We start from the raw sequence: 16346 nt of genomic DNA on the forward strand, positions 1-16346 counted from the left end.
ACTTTTAAAAATGCTGGCACGCGGTCACACCTACACCCTCGATCTTTGGGAACAAAGCCAGTAGATCAACAGCTTCGAAACAAAGGGGACTGCGAACAAAGGGGACCGAACAAAGGGGGCGGATTTATTTTTCTGAATGAAAATAGTCCGTCCCCTTTTAGGTCGCTTTTCGGAAAACACTATTGATCGTAGGTCTTACCGTCCGTACTGATCTTGTAGATGGTTTCGGAGTAGGGCAGACGCGCGAGTATGGTGGTGGCGTTTACGGCGCCCGCCATGGTCATCCCTCGGCAAAGGAGGCTGACATAGCCCTGGATTCGAACACACATGGCGTCCGCGCTATCGATGAAATTTGTTTTGTTGAGGCGGAGCATGATGACTGTCCTTCCTTCAGGAACCGCTCCGATTGGCGGTATGGAGAATATCGTAATCTGGGTGTAGACGATCAAGCAGAGCAGGGTAATGCCTGCTGCGGTTAAAGCCTTCTTCATATTGTCAGTCTCTAGCGGTCGCGACAGATTGCATTGTTTGAGAGTCCTATCTCGCAGTTCAATCTATGCGCTTAACGACACCGAACCGGCCATCTTTGAAGTCGCTTGCACGGAGGGTTTCGGGGGCAGCTTTGTCACAGCTGTAAGTCGAGTAGCTCACTGGTGGCTTGCCGAAACGATCCGAGCTGCGATCAGCGCAACCCGTGGAGGAAGCAACGATATATAACGGCTTAGTGATCGCTTCATTCTGGACTTGAAGTCCCATGGAAAATCTGATGCTTGCCGTGTGAGCAAAATCGTTTGCGTCGTCGTGGTAGTTACCTAGGAACGTCGCATAGCTGCTCCAGCGTACGAATTCGAAGCCCATAACCCCTAGTCGTTTAAGCTCGCTTCCATTTGCTGCGTAAACGATCAGTGGCGCCAACAGAGGGTCTTTGCTTTTGGATGAATAGGTTACCTTGGCCGTGATGTAGCGAGAGCCACGCTCGGCTGATCGGTACTCGTATTCATCACCATGATCGTTAAAGCTCCATTGGCCGGCTACCTGCGCAGACTGCAGTGCTACGGCGCTGTCGCCCGCGGCGAAAGTGCCTTTTACCGGGATTGTTTTGATACTAAGAGCCGCCAGCCGACGCTCTTCTTGTTCTTTGGCCTCTCGGTCTTTAACCATTTTTTGCAGAAGACTACTGCCAGTTGCGGCTTCGGCTGAGTCTGCGTAGCGTGAATTCAACGAGGCAAGGGCTCCTTTCGCCTTCGCTTCGTCTCCGCTATCGATAGCCTTTCTGACCTGCGTCAACAAAAGTGGCGGCGTCTCTCTAAGGATCGTATTTTCCTGCTCGAGCTGAGCGATTTTGCTCTGTGCGGCTTTGACCTGTGCCTGGAGAGATTCGACGTCTGATCGAAGGCTCTCTGCCTGCTTCTTATACATTTCGCCACCATCCCCACATCCCGTTAGGGACAGAGCCAAGCAGGCAACCACCAAATCATTCCTCACGACTCACTCCTTGGGTTAGCAGCCTCCATGGGCGGGAGTGGCAATCTAGCATCATCAAGCTGGCATCGGAACTGGGCGTCTAGCTTGATTGATGGACTTTGATGAATCAACGGGTGGCATCACTGCCATCCACGCCGTACAGGGCGTTGCCTTCAATAACCGATTGCCACGCTGCGCGTGTTGGATACCTCCGTGAGCGATCTTGGGACGGTAAAGGGGATGAATTTATTTTTCTGATAAATGAAAAAATAAATCCGTCCCCATTTCGGGCCGAGTGAGAAGTTAACGGAATGGCGCGCCTGCTTCTGGCCGTGTTGAGGCGCCGATACCGATATCGACAGATCATGAATAGGGAGCTTATGTGATCCCGGGATTTCGAATTCGCATTTACTGTTTCATCTGTGCGCTGTTATGCCTACTTTGCTCTTGGGCAGTAGCCGAGCAGATACATAATGCTCTGACCATTTGGCAGTTCGATTCAATTACAGGACGTCGTCCGCACAAGATCAACGAACATTTTGTATTCGACGAGCAGCCGTGGCGCTTTAGTTTGTATCTGCTGCGGAACGTCGCGCTTTTCATTTCAGCTAGCGACGCGGGACTTGTCCTGTCATGGGGCGTTCTGCGGGGACGGCGGGCGTTCAATCGCTGACGTGCAAAGTAGACCGCCTTTGGCCCAATGCAGCTTTTATCGGACGGCTGTTTCTGGCCGATTTCTGCCCGTTAGCAAGGGTTGTATCGATCAAGAGCAGCTTCTGCAATGCTAGCTTCAGTCAAAGTAAATGTCGGTCAAGGGTAGGGCTCCTACGTGCCGATTCAGCTTTTAATGACCCAGGTTCAGAATCTAATGAATCTCTACGCCATAACTTTCCAGCAGGTATCGAGTGGCTATAAGTTGGAAGGGGTGGTCCTCCACCACGAGGATGCGTAGATCGTCTTCGGCCATGGGGTGCACTTCATCTGTCGAACAGAAAGGAGGGCGATTGTTTCGCGAGAGTGCCGGGCAAGCGATCAGTTTGCTCGCCATATGTTGTAGGGCGATTCGACGAAGCTTGAGTGCTATTGGAGTTTGAAAGGAGGATCAGCCATGACGAATGCCGTAATGGCTGATCAGTCGATACGCCTTAGTGGCTGGCGCGCCCGGTCATTTCCAGGGCCATGTCACTGGCATAGCTGTCGGTCATGCCGGCGATGAAATCGATCATGCGCAAGAACGATGTGTGTAATGGGCCGTGAGGGTCGGGTGCATTGTTGCCCAGCAGGTCAAGGATGCGGCGGCTTTTGAACGACGGGGTCCGACCGTTGTGTTGCTCCAGCGCTGCGCCGCAAAAGGCGTTGAGCAGGATTTCCAGGGTGGTGTAGGCGCCGATCTCGTGCAGGGTCTTGCGCTTGTCCTGGAAGATTTTCTTGCGGGCCATGTCCTTGGCGTTCAGCACACAACGCTTGGCGGGCCCGTGCATGTGCTCCACCAGGTCGCCGGGCAATGTACCTGCCAGCAGCGCGTCCTGTTGCTCGACGAAGGCGCGGGCCGCGGCATTGGTCAAGTGCTCGATGGCTTTGCCGCGCAGGATTGCCAGTTTGCGTCGGCGCGAATCGCCGGGACCGAGCTGGCGGTAGGTCTCCGGCAAGTCATCGCCCACCAGGCCTAGCAGCAATGACTCGACTTCGGCGTATTCCAGCAACTCCATTTCCAGGCCGTCCTCCAGGTCGATCAGCGCATAGCAGATGTCGTCGGCGGCTTCCATCAGGTACACCAGTGGATGCCGCGCCCAGCGTTGCTCCTCCAGTTGCGGCAGACCGAGTTTATGGGCGATCTGCTCCAGCAGTGGCAGCTCGCTCTGATAACAGCCGAACTTGTGTTTCTTGTATCCCAGCGAGTCAGCGTGCTTGGCCGTCCATGGATACTTCAGGTACGTACCCAGCGTTGCATAGGTCAGACGGGTGCCGCCGTCGAACTGGTGATACTCCAGTTGAGTGAGTACCCGAAAGCCTTGGGCATTGCCTTCGAAATTCAGGAAGTCATTGCGCTCGGCTTCACTCATTGCATCCAGCCAGCCACGGCCGGCGGCTTGCTGGAACCAGTGACGGATCGCGTCTTCACCGGAATGGCCGAAAGGCGGGTTACCGATGTCGTGTGCCAGGCAAGCCGATTGCACAACCATCCCCAGGTCGCTGGGTTCGCACCAGTCGGGCAGGGCATTGCGGATGGTTTCGCCGACCCGCATGCCCAGTGAGCGACCCACACAACTGACTTCCAGCGAGTGCGTCAGGCGGGTATGAATGTGATCATTGCTGGATACCGGATGGACCTGGGTCTTGCGCCCGAGGCGGCGGAAAGCCCCCGAGAAAATGATGCGGTCGTGGTCTTTGTGAAAAGGGCTGCGGCCGAGCTCTTCAGGGCTGTGCAGAGGTTTTCCGAGACGTTCGCGAGTAAGCAGGGTGTGCCAATCCAAGGCGGGGGCTCTCCGTCGGGTGACTGATGGCCTAGCTTCCCGTTTCGCGCCATGACCTGCAAGCGGAACTACCATCTGGCGGCGTTGATATCGATGAGCAGCAGGCATATGGGATGCGCCCCTCGATAGAGGGGCGCATCCCGTCGACGCCGCAAGAAGACAGCCAGAAAGATACTGATCAGTCTTTGCGCGAAGAGCCCTGCATGATCAGTGTGATCAGCGGCCCCAATGTGGTGCCGAGGCGGATCAGCCGGGTCAGGCCGCTGAGACCGCCGCCGTTTTTTGCACCCTTGCCGGTCAAAAAGCCCAGCAAGGTGACGGCGGCCACGCCCCAGAGGGGGGCGTGTTTGATGCCGAAACCGTCCTGCAGGTTTTTCGTCATCCCGCGCACGCGTTGCAAGGGTTGCAACAGTTGCGCGGATTCGTGGCGGATTTCCTGACGGTGCATTTCCATGCGCAGGCGGATCAGGGCCTTGCGCATTTCCGTGCGTGAGCTGTTGTGTGGCAATTCAGGCAGGCTCATGGCAGCAGGCGCTCCCGATCGTTGGCCAGCTCTTCGAGTGTGCCGTGGAAGGGCGAGGATTCATCGAAAATCGCCGCTCTCAAGCGCATTCCACAAAATATGGCGGCAAGGGTGTAGAACACACAGAGGCCGATGATGGCGGTCAGGCGATACGTGTCCCAGAACACGATAAGCACCAGCGTCGACAGCCCGACCAACAGCAGCAATGCAAACACCAGCGCCAGGCCGGCAAACAGCAACAGGCTGACGGTGCGGGCTTTTTGTTCCTGCAATTCGATGCCGAACAGTTCGACATGGCTGTGCAGCAACCCAAGGAAGGCCGCACCCAGGCGCCGCGAAGAGGAGCTGGTTCCCGTTTCAGACGGGCCGGATTCACCGATCGACATATCAGCGCCGGCTAGCCAGCAGGCCAATCAGGAAACCCACGCCGGCCGCGATCCCGACCGATTGCCAAGGGTTGGCCTGGACATAGTCCTCCGTGGCGGTGACAGCAGCCTTGCCGTGTTCGCGCAGGGAGTCTTCGGTCAGTTTGAGGGTTTCACGGGCACGCAAGAGACTGTCGTGAATCTGCTCGCGCAACTCGTCGGCCTGATCGCCGGCCAGAGTCGCGGTGTGCTCCAGCAACCGTTCGGTGTCACTGACCAGTGTCTGAAAGTCGTTCATCAGGATTTCTTGAGCAGTCTTTGCCTGGATGCGGGCCATGGTGATCTCCATAAGTGGCTTTCTGATGCGTTCGAGTATGAGCCTTCGGTGAAGGTTCAGTACAAATGACTGGTACAACTTTTGCTGTGTCGTGGTGCGCCGGTGCGCACCATTGCGCGATAGCCGGGCATGATTTCAGTAAAACCGCAGGACCAACAATCAAAAACTCGCGTAAACGTCCGGGGCGCGTTTTTCCTGGACGGTGTCCGTGCGCCAAAACGGTTCAAACGAGATCGGTCCGCTGATGCTTTGAAGCCGCAACTTGGTGCATGAGCGGTCATCGCGAACTGCTTTGGTGCTTTTTTTCTGCCATAAGGTCTGCCCATCCCATGGAAAATCTGCAAAGCGCTGTGGACACCCTGGTCCATAGCTCCAACACGCTGTTCATTCTGATCGGTGCGGTCATGGTCCTGGCCATGCATGCCGGTTTTGCCTTTCTCGAAGTCGGAACCGTGCGACAGAAAAACCAGGTCAACGCGTTGTCGAAAATCCTCAGCGACTTCGCTGTTTCGACACTGGCTTACTTCTTTATAGGCTATTGGATTTCCTATGGCGTGACGTTCATGCAACCAGCGGCCGTGCTCAATGCCGACCATGGCTATGGACTGGTGAAGTTTTTCTTCCTGCTGACCTTTGCCGCAGCGATCCCGGCGATCATCTCCGGAGGGATCGCCGAGCGCGCCCGGTTTGTCCCGCAATTGTGCGCAACCGCGTTGATTGTCGCGTTCGTCTATCCGTTCTTCGAAGGCATGGTCTGGAACGGCAACCTGGGTTTGCAAGCCTGGTTGCTGGAGCGCTTTGGCGCCGGTTTCCATGATTTCGCCGGTTCAGTGGTGGTGCATGCCATGGGCGGTTGGCTGGCACTGGCGGCGGTGCTGTTGCTCGGGCCGCGTAATGGCCGCTATCGCGACGGTCGGCTGGTCGCGTTCGCGCCATCGAGCATCCCGTTTCTGGCGTTAGGCTCGTGGATCCTGATTGTTGGCTGGTTCGGCTTCAACGTCATGAGCGCGCAAACCCTGCAGGGTGTCAGCGGACTGGTGGCGGTGAACTCGTTGATGGCCATGGTTGGCGGTACGGTGGCGGCGCTGATTGTCGGGCGTAACGACCCTGGCTTTCTGCACAACGGCCCGTTGGCGGGGCTCGTGGCAATCTGTGCCGGATCCGACCTGATGCATCCGGTGGGGGCGCTGGTCACCGGTGCCATCGCGGGAGCCCTGTTTGTCTGGTGCTTTACCGCGGCCCAGGGCAAATGGCGCATCGACGATGTATTGGGGGTGTGGCCGTTGCATGGTTTGTGCGGCGTGTGGGGCGGCATTGCCTGCGGTATTTTCGGCCAGAGCGCCTTGGGCGGATTGGGCGGGGTCAGTCTGATCAGCCAGTTGATCGGCACTGCATTGGGCGTCACTGTGGCACTGGCCGGCGGGTTTGCGGTGTACGGCGTGATCAAGGCGTTGCATGGATTGCGCCTGAGCCAGGAAGAGGAGTATTACGGCGCGGACCTGTCGATCCACAAGATCGGCGCCGTGAGCCAGGACTGACTCGGGGCACTTCATCGTCGGCGGCATCAAGGGTTTGCCACGCATCTTTTTACAGAGGGCATCAGGGCAGGGGGCTCAATGGCTCGACGGTTTTTCGGGGCAGGCCTAGAATGGTCACTTCATTATCTGGTTGAGCGCTCATGCTTCCCGAATGTCAGCTGTTCGGCACCCTTGGATGCCATCTCTGTGAAGTCGCCGAAGCCATGCTGATGGAGTTTGTCGAGCGCGGGCTGCTGGTGGAACTGGTGGATATCGCTGACGATGAAGCCTGGTTTGCAGCCTACAGCCTGCGTATTCCCGTATTGCGGCGGGTCGACTCCGGCGCTGAACTGGGTTGGCCGTTCAGTGCCGATGATGTGGTGGCGTTCTTGCGATAAGCGATTCTTGTGCTGGCGGCATGTCCCGTCTGTCGAACTTTGCGATTGATCCCCTTGGCTTATTCGGTGTGGTTCGGATACTGTATGCGTATACAGTTATTCACGGTGCCTGCCTTGCTGTTGCCGGTTTTCGGGAGCGAGCAGGCAAGCCGGGGCGTGAGAGGGATGAATCGTGGTCAATGTCGAGCAGTTGAAGAACAGCGTGAACCGGATGTCTGCAGACGTCGTGCGCGAGGCCGTCCTTGAATTGCGTCTGGATGGTCTGGTGACCGAGGGGAAAACGCCCTTCAACAAAACGCATTTCAATACCTGTTTTGCAGAAATCGAAGCCTTGTTTCAACGGGCGGGATATCACCGGCAACTCGATGTCGTGGGCTATCAGGGATTGTTGTATGCCCTGTATGACCCCGCTCGCTGGGAAGCGGTCGATGTACTGCGCTGGCTCAAGGAGTACACGGAAGCGGCAGCGCGCACGCAGATCCCGGCTTGAGGAATCTTCTCTAGGTTCGTACTCCTTGCTGTTGGATAATGCCGCTCTGCACTGAGGGTTAGAGCTTTCGTATGTCCACTTCTTCTTTTTCCGCGGCACACAGCCAGGCCAGTACGCTCTACTTGCCACCTGGCCCGTGGCAGACCGTTGTCGATTGCCTGTGTGAGCATTTCAGCGCCATCGGTCGTGAACAATGGCTGGACAGAATCGCCCGCGGCCGGGTCCTCGATGGGCAGGGCATGCCGATTGCCCTCGATCTGGCCTACAGGGAAGGTCTGCGGATTCATTATTTTCGCGAAGTGCCGGATGAAAAGCCGATCCCGGTGAGCGAGTCGATCCTGTACGCGGACGAGCATCTGGTGGTGGCCGACAAACCACACTTTCTACCCGTGACGCCGGCTGGCGAATACGTCGAACAGACCCTGCTCCGGCGCTTGATCCGTCGCCTGGACAATCCGCATCTGGTGCCATTGCATCGCATCGACCGGCATACCGCGGGGCTGGTGCTGTTTTCCGCCAATCCGCAGAGTCGTTCGGCTTATCAGTCGTTGTTTCCAACCCGGCAGATCGAAAAGCGTTACGAGGCCATCGCACGGGCGTTGCCTGACCTGGTTTTTCCATTGGTTCATAAAAGCCGACTGGTCGATGGCGAGCCGTTCTTCCGCATGCAGGAGGGGCCGGGGGCCAGCAACACCGAGACAGCGGTCGAAGTCAGGGAAAAACAGGGGGATCTCTGGCGTTATGGTCTGTACCCGGTGACGGGCAAGAAACATCAGCTTCGGGTACATATGGCGGCGTTGGGAGCCGCTATCTGCAACGACCCGTTTTACCCCGAGGTGCTCAAGGATGCGCAGGACGACTACGCCAATCCTTTGAAACTGCTGGCTCAGGGGCTGAAATTCATCGATCCGGTCACGGGCCAGGAGCGAGAGTTCGAGAGTGAGATCACCCTGCAATGGTGACCGGGAGGCGACCCTGAAGCGCTGTTCTCCAGGCATGAAAAAGCCCGCATCAAGCGGGCTTTTTCGTATCCGGCGGCGCCAGGATTACAGCTCTTTAACGGTACGAACCTGATCTTTGTTGATGCGGGTCTGTTTACCGTCGAGCTGTTCGAATTCGTAGAAACCGGAGTCCTTGTCGTACCGTGGCGTGTCGACGGCCTGGATTTCGCGACCGTCATTCAAGGTGATCACTGTAGGCGATGCGCAACCGGCGAGGGATGCAAGGCCCAGTGCGAGCATGAAGGTGGCGAGGGTCCGTTGAGTCATGAGGGTGTCTCCGAATAAGAATTCTTTGGTTGCTGGACTTGAGACGTGCACTGTCCGAGCAAGTTCCTGATGATTGTCAGTCTGACACAGTCTTATGACCGCTTAACAGTTCCGGCGTGTTGAGGTTGGCCAGCCGAGGATCCTTGTCGGGGCATTGCAGCGAGGTCGCGCCGAGCTTGTGCATCAACCGGCCAGGGCTGCGCTCACCTTCGTTCCAGGCATTTTCAAATGCTGCCCTGTGTAGCACAGGAATCACACACAACAACGGTTCCCAGTGGCCATCATGTCGCACCATCAGCGGCTTGTCCGGATGCAGGTTGGCGGTTTCGCGCATACTGCCGATCAACGCTGCATCAATGCCCGGAACGTCACAGGGCAGGACCAGCAGATGGGTATGGCGAGCAGCTTTCAGGCCTGCTCGAATACCCGCCAGAGGTCCGGGGAAGCCACCTTCATCATCGTGGACCAACTGGTCGGCGTAGGGCGCATACTTCTCAAGGTTGCGATTGCAGGAGATGATCAGGTCATCGGTCAGCGGGCGGGCTTTGCGGTGCAGATGCGCAATCAGGGGGGCGCCTTGCCAGTCCAGCAACCCTTTATCCTGACCCCCCATGCGTTGGCCGCGACCGCCTGCCAGGAGCAGAATGGAGCAGGGTGGCAATTGTGAATTCGAGGTCATGGCAGGTCTCCATGGGAGCGGCGAAAAAACGGAGCGCTGTGATATAACACCGGGCTGTTTCTCCTACAACTGGACGAGCCTATGAAAGCCAAGGCTGATGTACCTTTCGCACCGCTGAATATTGCAGTGCTGACTGTCAGCGATACCCGCACACTGGAAACCGACACCTCGGGTCAGCTCTTTGTCGACCGCTTGACCGCTGCCGGGCATTACCTGGCAGCCCGGGTATTGCTCAAAGATGATCTCTACAAAATTCGCGCGCAAGTCGCCAACTGGATTGCCGACGATGTCGTGCAGGTTGTGCTGATCACCGGCGGAACCGGTTTTACCGGGCGTGACAGTACGCCGGAAGCCGTCAGTTGCCTGCTGGACAAACAGGTTGATGGATTTGGCGAGCTGTTCCGCCAGATCTCGGTTGCCGATATCGGGACCTCGACCGTTCAGTCCCGGACATTGGCCGGTCTGGCCAACGGCACGCTGGTTTGCTGTTTACCGGGCTCGACCAATGCCGTGCGCACCGGTTGGGACGGCATACTGGCCGAGCAGCTGGATTCGCGGCATCGTCCGTGCAATTTCGTGCCTCACCTGAAACAGGCTGCGCCTTGTGAATCCCGTGGGTAAGCCTGGCAAGACTGGCAGCCTGATGCCTGTCGAGCAGGCGCTGGCGCGCCTGCTGGAAATGGCCGAGACCTCAAGGATTGTCGAGCGTGAGCGCTTGCCGTTGGCGCAGGTACAGGGGCGTGTACTGGCTGAAGATCTGGTGTCGACGCTGGATCTGCCGCCCTGGCCCAACAGTGCCATGGACGGTTATGCCTTGCGCATGGCTGACTGGACGGGAGAGCCGTTGGTGGTCAGTCAGAAAGTATTTGCTGGTCAGGCCCCCGATCCGCTGCAGCCAGGAACCTGTGCGCGCATTTTCACCGGGGCGCCTGTTCCCGCCGGTGCCGATTGCGTCGAGATGCAGGAAAACGCCGAGGTTCAGGCGGATGAGCGAGTACGTTTCACAGGATCCTTGACCCAGGGCCAGAACATCCGTCCGCAAGGCCAGGAAACGACCGTCGGCGAGTTGATTCTGCCGGCAGGTACGCGGCTGGGACCAATCGAGCAAGGATTGGCTGCCTCATTGGGGTGTGCTGAGCTGGAGGTGGTTCGCAAGGTGCGTGTGGCGGTGCTTTCCACTGGCGACGAATTGATTGAGCCGGGGCAGGCGCTGGGGCCGGGACAGATCTACAACAGCAACCGGGTGTTGTTGTGCAGCTGGTTGCAGCGTTTGGGGTGTGAGGTCGTCGACGCAGGCATTCTTCCGGACAATCTGGAAACCACGCGTTCCCGATTGGGGGAGTTGAGGGATGTCGACCTGATCCTCTCCACCGGTGGCGTATCGGTGGGTGAAGCCGATTTTCTGGGCATCGCCTTGCGCGAAGAGGGCGAATTGACGCTGTGGAAACTCGCCATCAAGCCCGGTAAACCGCTGACGTTCGGGCATTTTCGCGGTGTGCCTGTGATTGGCTTGCCGGGCAATCCGGCGTCGACCCTCGTAACCTTTGCCTTGTTGACCAGGCCCTATCTCCTGCGCCGTCAGGGTGTGAAAGAAGTTGAGCCGCTGAAGGTGCAGGTACCGGCAGGGTTTGACTGGCCCCAGCCTGGCAATCGGCGTGAGTACTTGCGCGGACGGCTGGAAAACGGCAGGGCGACGATCTACAAAAACCAGAGCTCCGGTGTACTGCGTAGCGCTGCCTGGGCTGATGGGCTGGTAGAAGTCCTTGAAGGTTGCACGCTGGTTCAGGGCGATGGCGTTTTCTTCATTCCATTGAGCGAAGTCCTGGGCTGACAGCTTCAGCGGATTTGCCATGCAAAACCCGGTTGATTGAACCGGGTTTTGTGTTGATGGCAACTCAATGCGCCAGAAACAATGAAATAACCTGTTCGAAACGGCTATTGGCGATCCAGCCAAGGAGGCCAAGGATCACGGCTGTACCGCAGGCGGAGTAGGCGAGCCTGTGCTTGATGGATTTGACGTCACCCCGGATTTCGTCCATGTCCCTGCGTATGCACTTGAGGTGTGCTTCCAACTCGGTAACACGAGGTTCCATATCAATTTCTCCCGTGGCTTTTGTGCTGCTGCATTCAGCTCGATCGCCTGCACTTTTTACACTGGCCGGTGAACCGAGGTTTTGGCTTTGCATGGCACGTCCTTGCGATGTTCTGCGGTAACCCCAAAAGTCCACTAATTCAGATTTCCGGTCAATTGAGCCGATTCCTCACGCTTTGTAAGAAAATTCCTGTCGTGTGGGGGATCAAGACTTTCCGACGGGAAATAATTCGTTTTCTTGCAACTTTTGACAGGGGCTTTGCGGTCAACATCTCCCGGATGCCATTCAAACCAGGCGTGAGCTGATGGGCGATCGCAAGGTATCGGCGTCCATGTCACGGCGTACCCCCCGGAGGATCTGAAGAAAATCCTCGGCGGTGCGGCGTATCTGTTTACCGGCTTGTCACGCTTCAATGGGCTGCATACTGCCTACGGTGAATTGCAGGGACCGGATTTTCACTGGCGTGGCGACCTGCTGGCGTTGGGCATCGGCAATGGCCGGCAGGCCGGTGGTGGGCGGGCGTTATGCCCACAGGCACTGGTGGATGATGGTTTGCTGGATATCAGTATTTTGCCGACACCGCAGGAGGTGGTCGGTACATTGAAAAACCTGCTGACCGAAGGCTTTGGCATCGACAGCATGTTTATCCGTGCGCGCCTGCCCTGGGTCGAGATCAAGATCCCGGAAGGTCTTTGCATCAACCTTGATGGTGAACCGCTGAAAGGGGACAACCTGCGTTTCTCGGTTCGCCCAGCGGCGTTACCCGTGCATCTGCCTGAGGATTCGCCGCTGTTACGTGCCAGTGAAGTGCCTAGTCATCAAGGCTGATGATTTGTTCACGCACGGCAAACAGCACCAGGCCGGCCACATCGTAGATCTGCAAACGCTTCATGATCTGCGAACGGTGGGTTTCGACGGTCTTGACGCTCAGCCCCAGGCCATTGGCGATCTCTCGAGTGGATTTTCCGCGAACGATCAACCGCAGGATTTCCAGCTGACGCGCCGTCAGGTTATGCGAGTCGGCAGGTTCGGGTTGGTGCTTCTGGTTTCGGGTCAATGCCTGATTGATCACCGTGTGGGCAATGGCCGGGCTCAGATAGCGCTCGTTGTTGCGCAAGGCCTCCAGCGCGTGCTCCAGCTCGGTCGCCGTGGTGTCCTTGAGCAGGTAGCCATGGGCTCCGGACTCCAGCGCCTGCATGATGAGGGCAGGGTCGGTGTGCATCGAGAGGATCAGAACCTTGCTCTGCGGGCGCACTCGCTTGAGCTGCTGCAAGGCTTCGAGCCCGCCGGTGTGACGCATTGAAATATCCAGCAGGACAATATCCGGGGACAGATGCCCGACCATCTCGAGCAACTGCGAGCCGTCATTGGCCTCGCCGATGACCGCATAGCCGGGCAGATCCATTACCAGGGCGCGTACGCCAGCCCTGATCAGCGAGTGGTCATCCACCAGTAGTAAATTACAAGTCAATGCATAACCTTATTCGAACTGGCCCGTTCGAGCGCGCGGGGCGCCCAGGGAAAAAGAGCTTCGATTTGAGTGCCTTTGCCCGGCTCGCTGGTAACGGTCAGTGTGCCGCCCAGTTGATCGATCCGTTCCGACATCCCGGCCATACCGCTTTGCCCTTCACGACCAGGGTCTGTTGCGGGCGCGAAGCCCTGACCATCATCGCTGATCTGCAACTTCAGGCCTTGGGGCAGGCGTTGCAGGCATACCAGCAGGTTCTTGGCCTTGGCATGTCGCAGGATGTTGGTGACCGCTTCCTGAGTGATGCGGAAAGCTGCCACGGCCATTTCTTCCGGTATGCCGGTCAGGCGTTGCTGGCATTCCAGGCTCCAGTGGACCGGCGTGTTGGCCAGGGTCTTGAGCAAGTGCGCCCGCAGACTGGCTTCCAGCCCGAGGCTGGTCAACTGCCGGGGGTTGAGAATGGCGGATACGTCACGAACTTTGGTCAGGGTTTCTTCCAGCGTGTCGCAGAGGACCGAGCATTGCCCCTGAAGTTCTTCGGGCATCCGGCGTTTGAGCCAGTCACTTTGCAGTTTTGCGGCGGTCAGCAATTGACCGATGTCATCATGCAGTTCCCGGCTCAGCCGGTGACGCTCGTTTTCCTGAACCTGTAACAGCCGGTCGGCCAGTTCCTGAGGCTGGAATTTGATGGATTTGCGCGAGAGGCGGTACTGCACCGCAACACTGGTCAGCGCAGCAATGTCGAGCACCAGCAATGACAGAGGCAAAGGGATGGACCAGCCATAGACCAGCAAACTGCCGAGCGTCGAACAGGCGCATAGCAACAGCGTGAATGTGCGCGCATTTTCTCGCGACGGTGGCCACATGGCGATTGACTTGAGGCTGGCGTGCATAGCGGATGGAGCCAATGGATGTTCGCTGCGGGCTGACCGGTCATGCTGGCTGACAGGCCCCTGTTTTCTAATATGGAGCGTCGACTTCAACGGGGTGTACTTTTTTGTTGGAAGAATCGGCTCCGAACGAAAGCGAGCTGTGTCCGGTTGCGATCACACTGCCATTAATTGGCGCCAACTAACAGGCGGCATATTAGCACTTAAGATACCGTTGGTCGCGTCTGTATATATGTCCGAAAAGTCAGGAACCCAGCCGTTTGGAGGATGATTCCATAGTGGAACAAGTTGGCTGTTGATGTCGCAAAACGCCGATTGTCCCTGGGAGGGTGTTGAGACCAGGCAATACCCCGGTCAAGACAGGCGCGCAATTGTCGATGGGCAAATAGTGATTGCTAAAGCATGTCGCTTATAGCGATGAGATATTCATTTGCGACATGTGCGCACTCAAGTTACAGCGCGGTATTGATAACCAAAACACGCCATACGGCATGGATTGGCAAGTTCAGGCCTGTCGTTCCGAATAGGATACGAGGCTGAACGGCCTGGAGTTGACCGGTGGTTGATATCGGCTTTGCCCGACCTGAAAGGCAAAAGCTTCGATAAGGGTGGCTTGCTCGCTGTCGTCGAGACTGAGCTGTCCGGTGGTCTGGTCGATGAGTTCGAGTTGCCAGGCAATCAGGGTCAGACAGTCTTTCAGGGCGCTCAGCGCCTCGTCGTGCAGGCTCATCGTGTTTTGTGCATGGTTCAGCAGGCCATGAATATGCAGGGAAAACTCAGACACGGCCGCCAACGCCAGGGCATCAGCCTTGTTGGCCAGCTTGAGCAGTGTGCTGAGCATGCAGTCGATGGCGTCCTTGTCATTGCTGATCAGCTGTAGATGACTCAGGCATTCCTCGGTTTTGGCCAGGAGTGTTTCAGCCTCGACGAGGAACTCCGGGAGCCGCTGGGCCCACTCTTTACGGTCGTTCGGCATACTTATCTCCACAACGTCATGTCAAATGAGGGGATATCGTGTGTGTCGACGAGGGCGGTCGGGACCCCGGCATTGCCGAGTCGTCGGGTGAACGAGCTTCGGCTGGCCCGCAGGCAGGCTGGGGAGCACGAGAGGGTGGTTGGCCACTTACTTGCGATCGCACACAAAAGCCTGACTCCGTCCATGCAATGAGAATGGCGTCACATTAATGGCTATTGGATATTGCGAATATCAGGTTGCACCTGATTGTTGATAGGGGAATCCCTTACGCAGCGGAACCTATCACGTGAACTGTGGTCGCGTGGCGCAGGAGTGCAGCGGATGTAATCACGGCACCAGTAAAGCATGATGTTAATATGACATCAATGATCGGGCGTGGCATTTTAGAGAGGGTCAAGCTTCGGCAAAAACAGCCGATAACCTTCTTTAAGTGAATTCATCCGAACAAGACCAGGAGTCATTGATGGCCGGCATTCTCGACACGGTAGACCAACGCACGCAACTGGTGGGTGAGAATCGCCTGGAAATTCTCATGTTCCGGCTCGCCGGACGGCAATTGTTCGCGATCAACGTCTTTAAAGTACAGGAAGTCTTGCAACTGCCAAAGTTGACGCTGATGCCGCAGCGGCATCCTTTCGTGTGCGGCGTGGTCAACCTGCGTGGCCAGACCCTGCCGGTGATCGACCTGTCCCAGGCCATCGGCATGCGCCCGTTGGTGCCGGGGCCTGGCAGCACGATTATCGTCACTGAATACAACCGTTCGGTTCAGGCCTTCCTGGTCGGTGGCGTGGACCGGATCGTCAACATGAACTGGGAAGCCATCCTGCCGCCCCCGAGCAGCGCCGGCCGCCAGCACTACCTGACGGCCATCAGCAAAGTCGACGATCAACTGGTGGAAATCATCGACGTCGAAAAGGTCCTGGCCGAAATCGTCCCGTACAACGCCAAAGTCTCCCGCGACAAGCTCGAAGATCCGGTACTGGAGCGCGCCCGTGGCCGTGAGGTGCTGCTGGTGGATGACTCGAACGTGGCCCTGGCGCAATTGCGCGATACCCTGGGACAACTGGGCGTGAAGATGCACATTGCCAGCGACGGGCTGAAGGCCTTGAACATGCTCAAGGCCTGGGCCGATACCGGCGTGGACATGACCGAAAAACTGCTGATGGTTTTCACCGATGCGGAAATGCCGGAAATGGATGGCTATCGCCTGACCACCGAAATTCGCAACGATCCACGCCTGCGCGGCTTGTACGTGGTGCTGCACACCTCGCTGTCCGGCAGCTTCAACGACTCGATGGTGAAAAAGGTCGGTTGCGACAATTTCCTCTCCAAATTCCAACCGGACAAACTCGTCGACGTAGTGCGCCAGCGTTTGATGCTTGACGAAGTACCGGCCTGATCAGG

Annotated in this window: 19 protein-coding genes and 2 pseudogenes; 8 read left to right on the top strand and 13 right to left on the bottom strand. The window is 57.3% G+C overall.

Annotation, left to right across the window (positions count from 1 at the left end; translation table 11 throughout):
* Positions 1 to 179 precede the first annotated feature (179 nt).
* The 7 genes and pseudogenes from PMI31_RS20855 to PMI31_RS20885 form a co-directional block, all read right to left on the bottom strand.
* On the bottom strand, positions 180 to 491 hold the full coding sequence (locus tag PMI31_RS20855; RefSeq protein ID WP_043302530.1) for a hypothetical protein: 312 nt from the start codon (positions 489 to 491) through the stop codon (positions 180 to 182).
* Between the two features lie 58 nt (positions 492 to 549).
* The gene (locus PMI31_RS20860; protein ID WP_157213294.1) at positions 550 to 1419 is read right to left on the bottom strand and encodes a hypothetical protein; all 870 of its coding nucleotides are present in this window, start codon (positions 1417 to 1419) and stop codon (positions 550 to 552) included.
* Positions 1420 to 2344: 925 nt separating this feature from the next.
* A pseudogene (locus tag PMI31_RS31420) lies at positions 2345 to 2512 on the bottom strand (response regulator); the annotation flags it as partial.
* Positions 2513 to 2609: 97 nt separating this feature from the next.
* Positions 2610 to 3938, bottom strand: coding sequence for a deoxyguanosinetriphosphate triphosphohydrolase (locus PMI31_RS20870; protein WP_008020358.1), 1329 nt, complete (start codon positions 3936 to 3938; stop codon positions 2610 to 2612).
* Positions 3939 to 4116: 178 nt separating this feature from the next.
* On the bottom strand, positions 4117 to 4461 hold the full coding sequence (locus PMI31_RS20875; RefSeq protein ID WP_008020359.1) for a hypothetical protein: 345 nt from the start codon (positions 4459 to 4461) through the stop codon (positions 4117 to 4119).
* Entirely contained in the window at positions 4458 to 4847 is a 390-nt protein-coding gene (locus PMI31_RS20880; protein WP_008020360.1) for a phage holin family protein, read from the bottom strand. The genes PMI31_RS20875 and PMI31_RS20880 overlap by 4 nt, the downstream gene beginning before the upstream one ends.
* 1 nt (position 4848) lies before the next feature.
* Entirely contained in the window at positions 4849 to 5163 is a 315-nt protein-coding gene (locus PMI31_RS20885; protein WP_008020361.1) for a DUF883 family protein, read from the bottom strand.
* A 329-nt stretch (positions 5164 to 5492) separates the two neighbouring features.
* Here PMI31_RS20885 and PMI31_RS20890 point away from each other — a divergent pair, with 329 nt between their 5' ends.
* The 4 genes from PMI31_RS20890 (at position 5493) to PMI31_RS20905 (ending at position 8530) form a co-directional block, all read left to right on the top strand.
* Entirely contained in the window at positions 5493 to 6701 is a 1209-nt protein-coding gene (locus PMI31_RS20890) for an ammonium transporter (RefSeq protein ID WP_008020362.1), read from the top strand.
* Positions 6702 to 6841: 140 nt separating this feature from the next.
* Positions 6842 to 7078: a glutaredoxin family protein gene (locus PMI31_RS20895; protein ID WP_008020363.1), complete on the top strand. Its 237-nt coding sequence runs from the start codon at positions 6842 to 6844 to the stop codon at positions 7076 to 7078.
* A gap of 172 nt (positions 7079 to 7250) precedes the next feature.
* The gene (locus PMI31_RS20900; RefSeq protein ID WP_008020364.1) at positions 7251 to 7568 is read left to right on the top strand and encodes a hypothetical protein; all 318 of its coding nucleotides are present in this window, start codon (positions 7251 to 7253) and stop codon (positions 7566 to 7568) included.
* 71 nt (positions 7569 to 7639) lie between these two features.
* On the top strand, positions 7640 to 8530 hold the full coding sequence (locus tag PMI31_RS20905) for a pseudouridine synthase (RefSeq protein WP_008020365.1): 891 nt from the start codon (positions 7640 to 7642) through the stop codon (positions 8528 to 8530).
* 84 nt (positions 8531 to 8614) lie between these two features.
* On the opposite strand, the gene PMI31_RS20910 is transcribed toward PMI31_RS20905, so the two are convergent.
* A complete protein-coding gene (locus PMI31_RS20910; RefSeq protein WP_008020366.1) occupies positions 8615 to 8836 on the bottom strand; it encodes a YgdI/YgdR family lipoprotein in 222 nt (73 codons plus the stop codon).
* A 76-nt stretch (positions 8837 to 8912) separates the two neighbouring features.
* The gene (mobA, locus tag PMI31_RS20915; RefSeq protein ID WP_008020367.1) at positions 8913 to 9515 is read right to left on the bottom strand and encodes a molybdenum cofactor guanylyltransferase MobA; all 603 of its coding nucleotides are present in this window, start codon (positions 9513 to 9515) and stop codon (positions 8913 to 8915) included.
* 81 nt (positions 9516 to 9596) lie between these two features.
* Between mobA and moaB the strand changes: the two genes are divergently transcribed.
* Both moaB and PMI31_RS20925 read left to right on the top strand, forming a co-directional pair.
* The gene (gene moaB, locus PMI31_RS20920; RefSeq protein WP_008020368.1) at positions 9597 to 10136 is read left to right on the top strand and encodes a molybdenum cofactor biosynthesis protein B; all 540 of its coding nucleotides are present in this window, start codon (positions 9597 to 9599) and stop codon (positions 10134 to 10136) included.
* Positions 10120 to 11346 (top strand): molybdopterin molybdotransferase MoeA, encoded by a 1227-nt coding sequence (locus tag PMI31_RS20925; RefSeq protein ID WP_008020369.1) that lies wholly within the window; start codon positions 10120 to 10122, stop codon positions 11344 to 11346. Before moaB ends, PMI31_RS20925 begins: the two co-directional genes overlap by 17 nt.
* A 64-nt stretch (positions 11347 to 11410) precedes the next feature.
* Here the strand turns inward: PMI31_RS20925 and PMI31_RS20930 are convergent, their stop codons facing one another.
* On the bottom strand, positions 11411 to 11701 hold the full coding sequence (locus PMI31_RS20930) for a hypothetical protein (RefSeq protein ID WP_238539307.1): 291 nt from the start codon (positions 11699 to 11701) through the stop codon (positions 11411 to 11413).
* Positions 11702 to 11926: 225 nt separating this feature from the next.
* On the opposite strand from PMI31_RS20930, the pseudogene PMI31_RS20935 reads away from it, so the two are divergent.
* A pseudogene (locus PMI31_RS20935) lies at positions 11927 to 12436 on the top strand (lipid kinase YegS); the annotation flags it as partial.
* On the opposite strand, the gene PMI31_RS20940 reads toward PMI31_RS20935, so the two are convergent.
* From PMI31_RS20940 to PMI31_RS20950, 3 genes are all read right to left on the bottom strand, one after another.
* Positions 12420 to 13079 carry a response regulator gene (locus tag PMI31_RS20940; RefSeq protein ID WP_007990177.1) on the bottom strand — a complete coding sequence of 220 codons (660 nt, stop codon included), beginning with the start codon at positions 13077 to 13079 and terminating at the stop codon, positions 12420 to 12422. The pseudogene PMI31_RS20935 and the gene PMI31_RS20940 sit on opposite strands and share 17 nt — an antisense overlap.
* Positions 13076 to 13969, bottom strand: coding sequence for a sensor histidine kinase (locus PMI31_RS20945; protein ID WP_008020372.1), 894 nt, complete (start codon positions 13967 to 13969; stop codon positions 13076 to 13078). The genes PMI31_RS20940 and PMI31_RS20945 overlap by 4 nt, the downstream gene beginning before the upstream one ends.
* A 502-nt stretch (positions 13970 to 14471) precedes the next feature.
* Positions 14472 to 14942, bottom strand: coding sequence for a hypothetical protein (locus PMI31_RS20950; protein WP_008020373.1), 471 nt, complete (start codon positions 14940 to 14942; stop codon positions 14472 to 14474).
* A 463-nt stretch (positions 14943 to 15405) separates the two neighbouring features.
* On the opposite strand from PMI31_RS20950, the gene PMI31_RS20955 reads away from it, so the two are divergent.
* Positions 15406 to 16341, top strand: a complete 936-nt coding sequence (locus tag PMI31_RS20955; protein WP_007973464.1) for a chemotaxis protein CheV — start codon at positions 15406 to 15408, stop codon at positions 16339 to 16341.
* The last annotated feature ends 5 nt before the right edge of the window (positions 16342 to 16346 follow it).

The organism is Pseudomonas sp. GM55, assembly GCF_000282395.1.
In the GTDB taxonomy this organism is placed as follows: domain Bacteria; phylum Pseudomonadota; class Gammaproteobacteria; order Pseudomonadales; family Pseudomonadaceae; genus Aquipseudomonas; species Aquipseudomonas fluorescens_CC.

Bases quoted from the DNA above. Each gene is read 5' to 3' on its own strand.
- PMI31_RS20875 (WP_008020359.1), bottom strand. From the start codon at position 4,461: ATGAGCCTGCCTGAATTGCCACACAACAGCTCACGCACGGAAATGCGC.
- PMI31_RS20945 (WP_008020372.1), bottom strand. From the start codon at position 13,969: ATGCACGCCAGCCTCAAGTCAATCGCCATGTGGCCACCGTCGCGAGAA.
- PMI31_RS20955 (WP_007973464.1), top strand. From the start codon at position 15,406: ATGGCCGGCATTCTCGACACGGTAGACCAACGCACGCAACTGGTGGGT.
- PMI31_RS20885 (WP_008020361.1), bottom strand. From the start codon at position 5,163: ATGGCCCGCATCCAGGCAAAGACTGCTCAAGAAATCCTGATGAACGAC.
- PMI31_RS20905 (WP_008020365.1), top strand. From the start codon at position 7,640: ATGTCCACTTCTTCTTTTTCCGCGGCACACAGCCAGGCCAGTACGCTC.
- PMI31_RS20880 (WP_008020360.1), bottom strand. From the start codon at position 4,847: ATGTCGATCGGTGAATCCGGCCCGTCTGAAACGGGAACCAGCTCCTCT.
- PMI31_RS20860 (WP_157213294.1), bottom strand. From the start codon at position 1,419: ATGTATAAGAAGCAGGCAGAGAGCCTTCGATCAGACGTCGAATCTCTC.
- PMI31_RS20950 (WP_008020373.1), bottom strand. From the start codon at position 14,942: ATGCCGAACGACCGTAAAGAGTGGGCCCAGCGGCTCCCGGAGTTCCTC.
- PMI31_RS20910 (WP_008020366.1), bottom strand. From the start codon at position 8,836: ATGACTCAACGGACCCTCGCCACCTTCATGCTCGCACTGGGCCTTGCA.
- mobA (WP_008020367.1), bottom strand. From the start codon at position 9,515: ATGACCTCGAATTCACAATTGCCACCCTGCTCCATTCTGCTCCTGGCA.
- PMI31_RS20930 (WP_238539307.1), bottom strand. From the start codon at position 11,701: ATGCAAAGCCAAAACCTCGGTTCACCGGCCAGTGTAAAAAGTGCAGGC.
- PMI31_RS20895 (WP_008020363.1), top strand. From the start codon at position 6,842: ATGCTTCCCGAATGTCAGCTGTTCGGCACCCTTGGATGCCATCTCTGT.
- moaB (WP_008020368.1), top strand. From the start codon at position 9,597: ATGAAAGCCAAGGCTGATGTACCTTTCGCACCGCTGAATATTGCAGTG.
- PMI31_RS20890 (WP_008020362.1), top strand. From the start codon at position 5,493: ATGGAAAATCTGCAAAGCGCTGTGGACACCCTGGTCCATAGCTCCAAC.
- PMI31_RS20855 (WP_043302530.1), bottom strand. From the start codon at position 491: ATGAAGAAGGCTTTAACCGCAGCAGGCATTACCCTGCTCTGCTTGATC.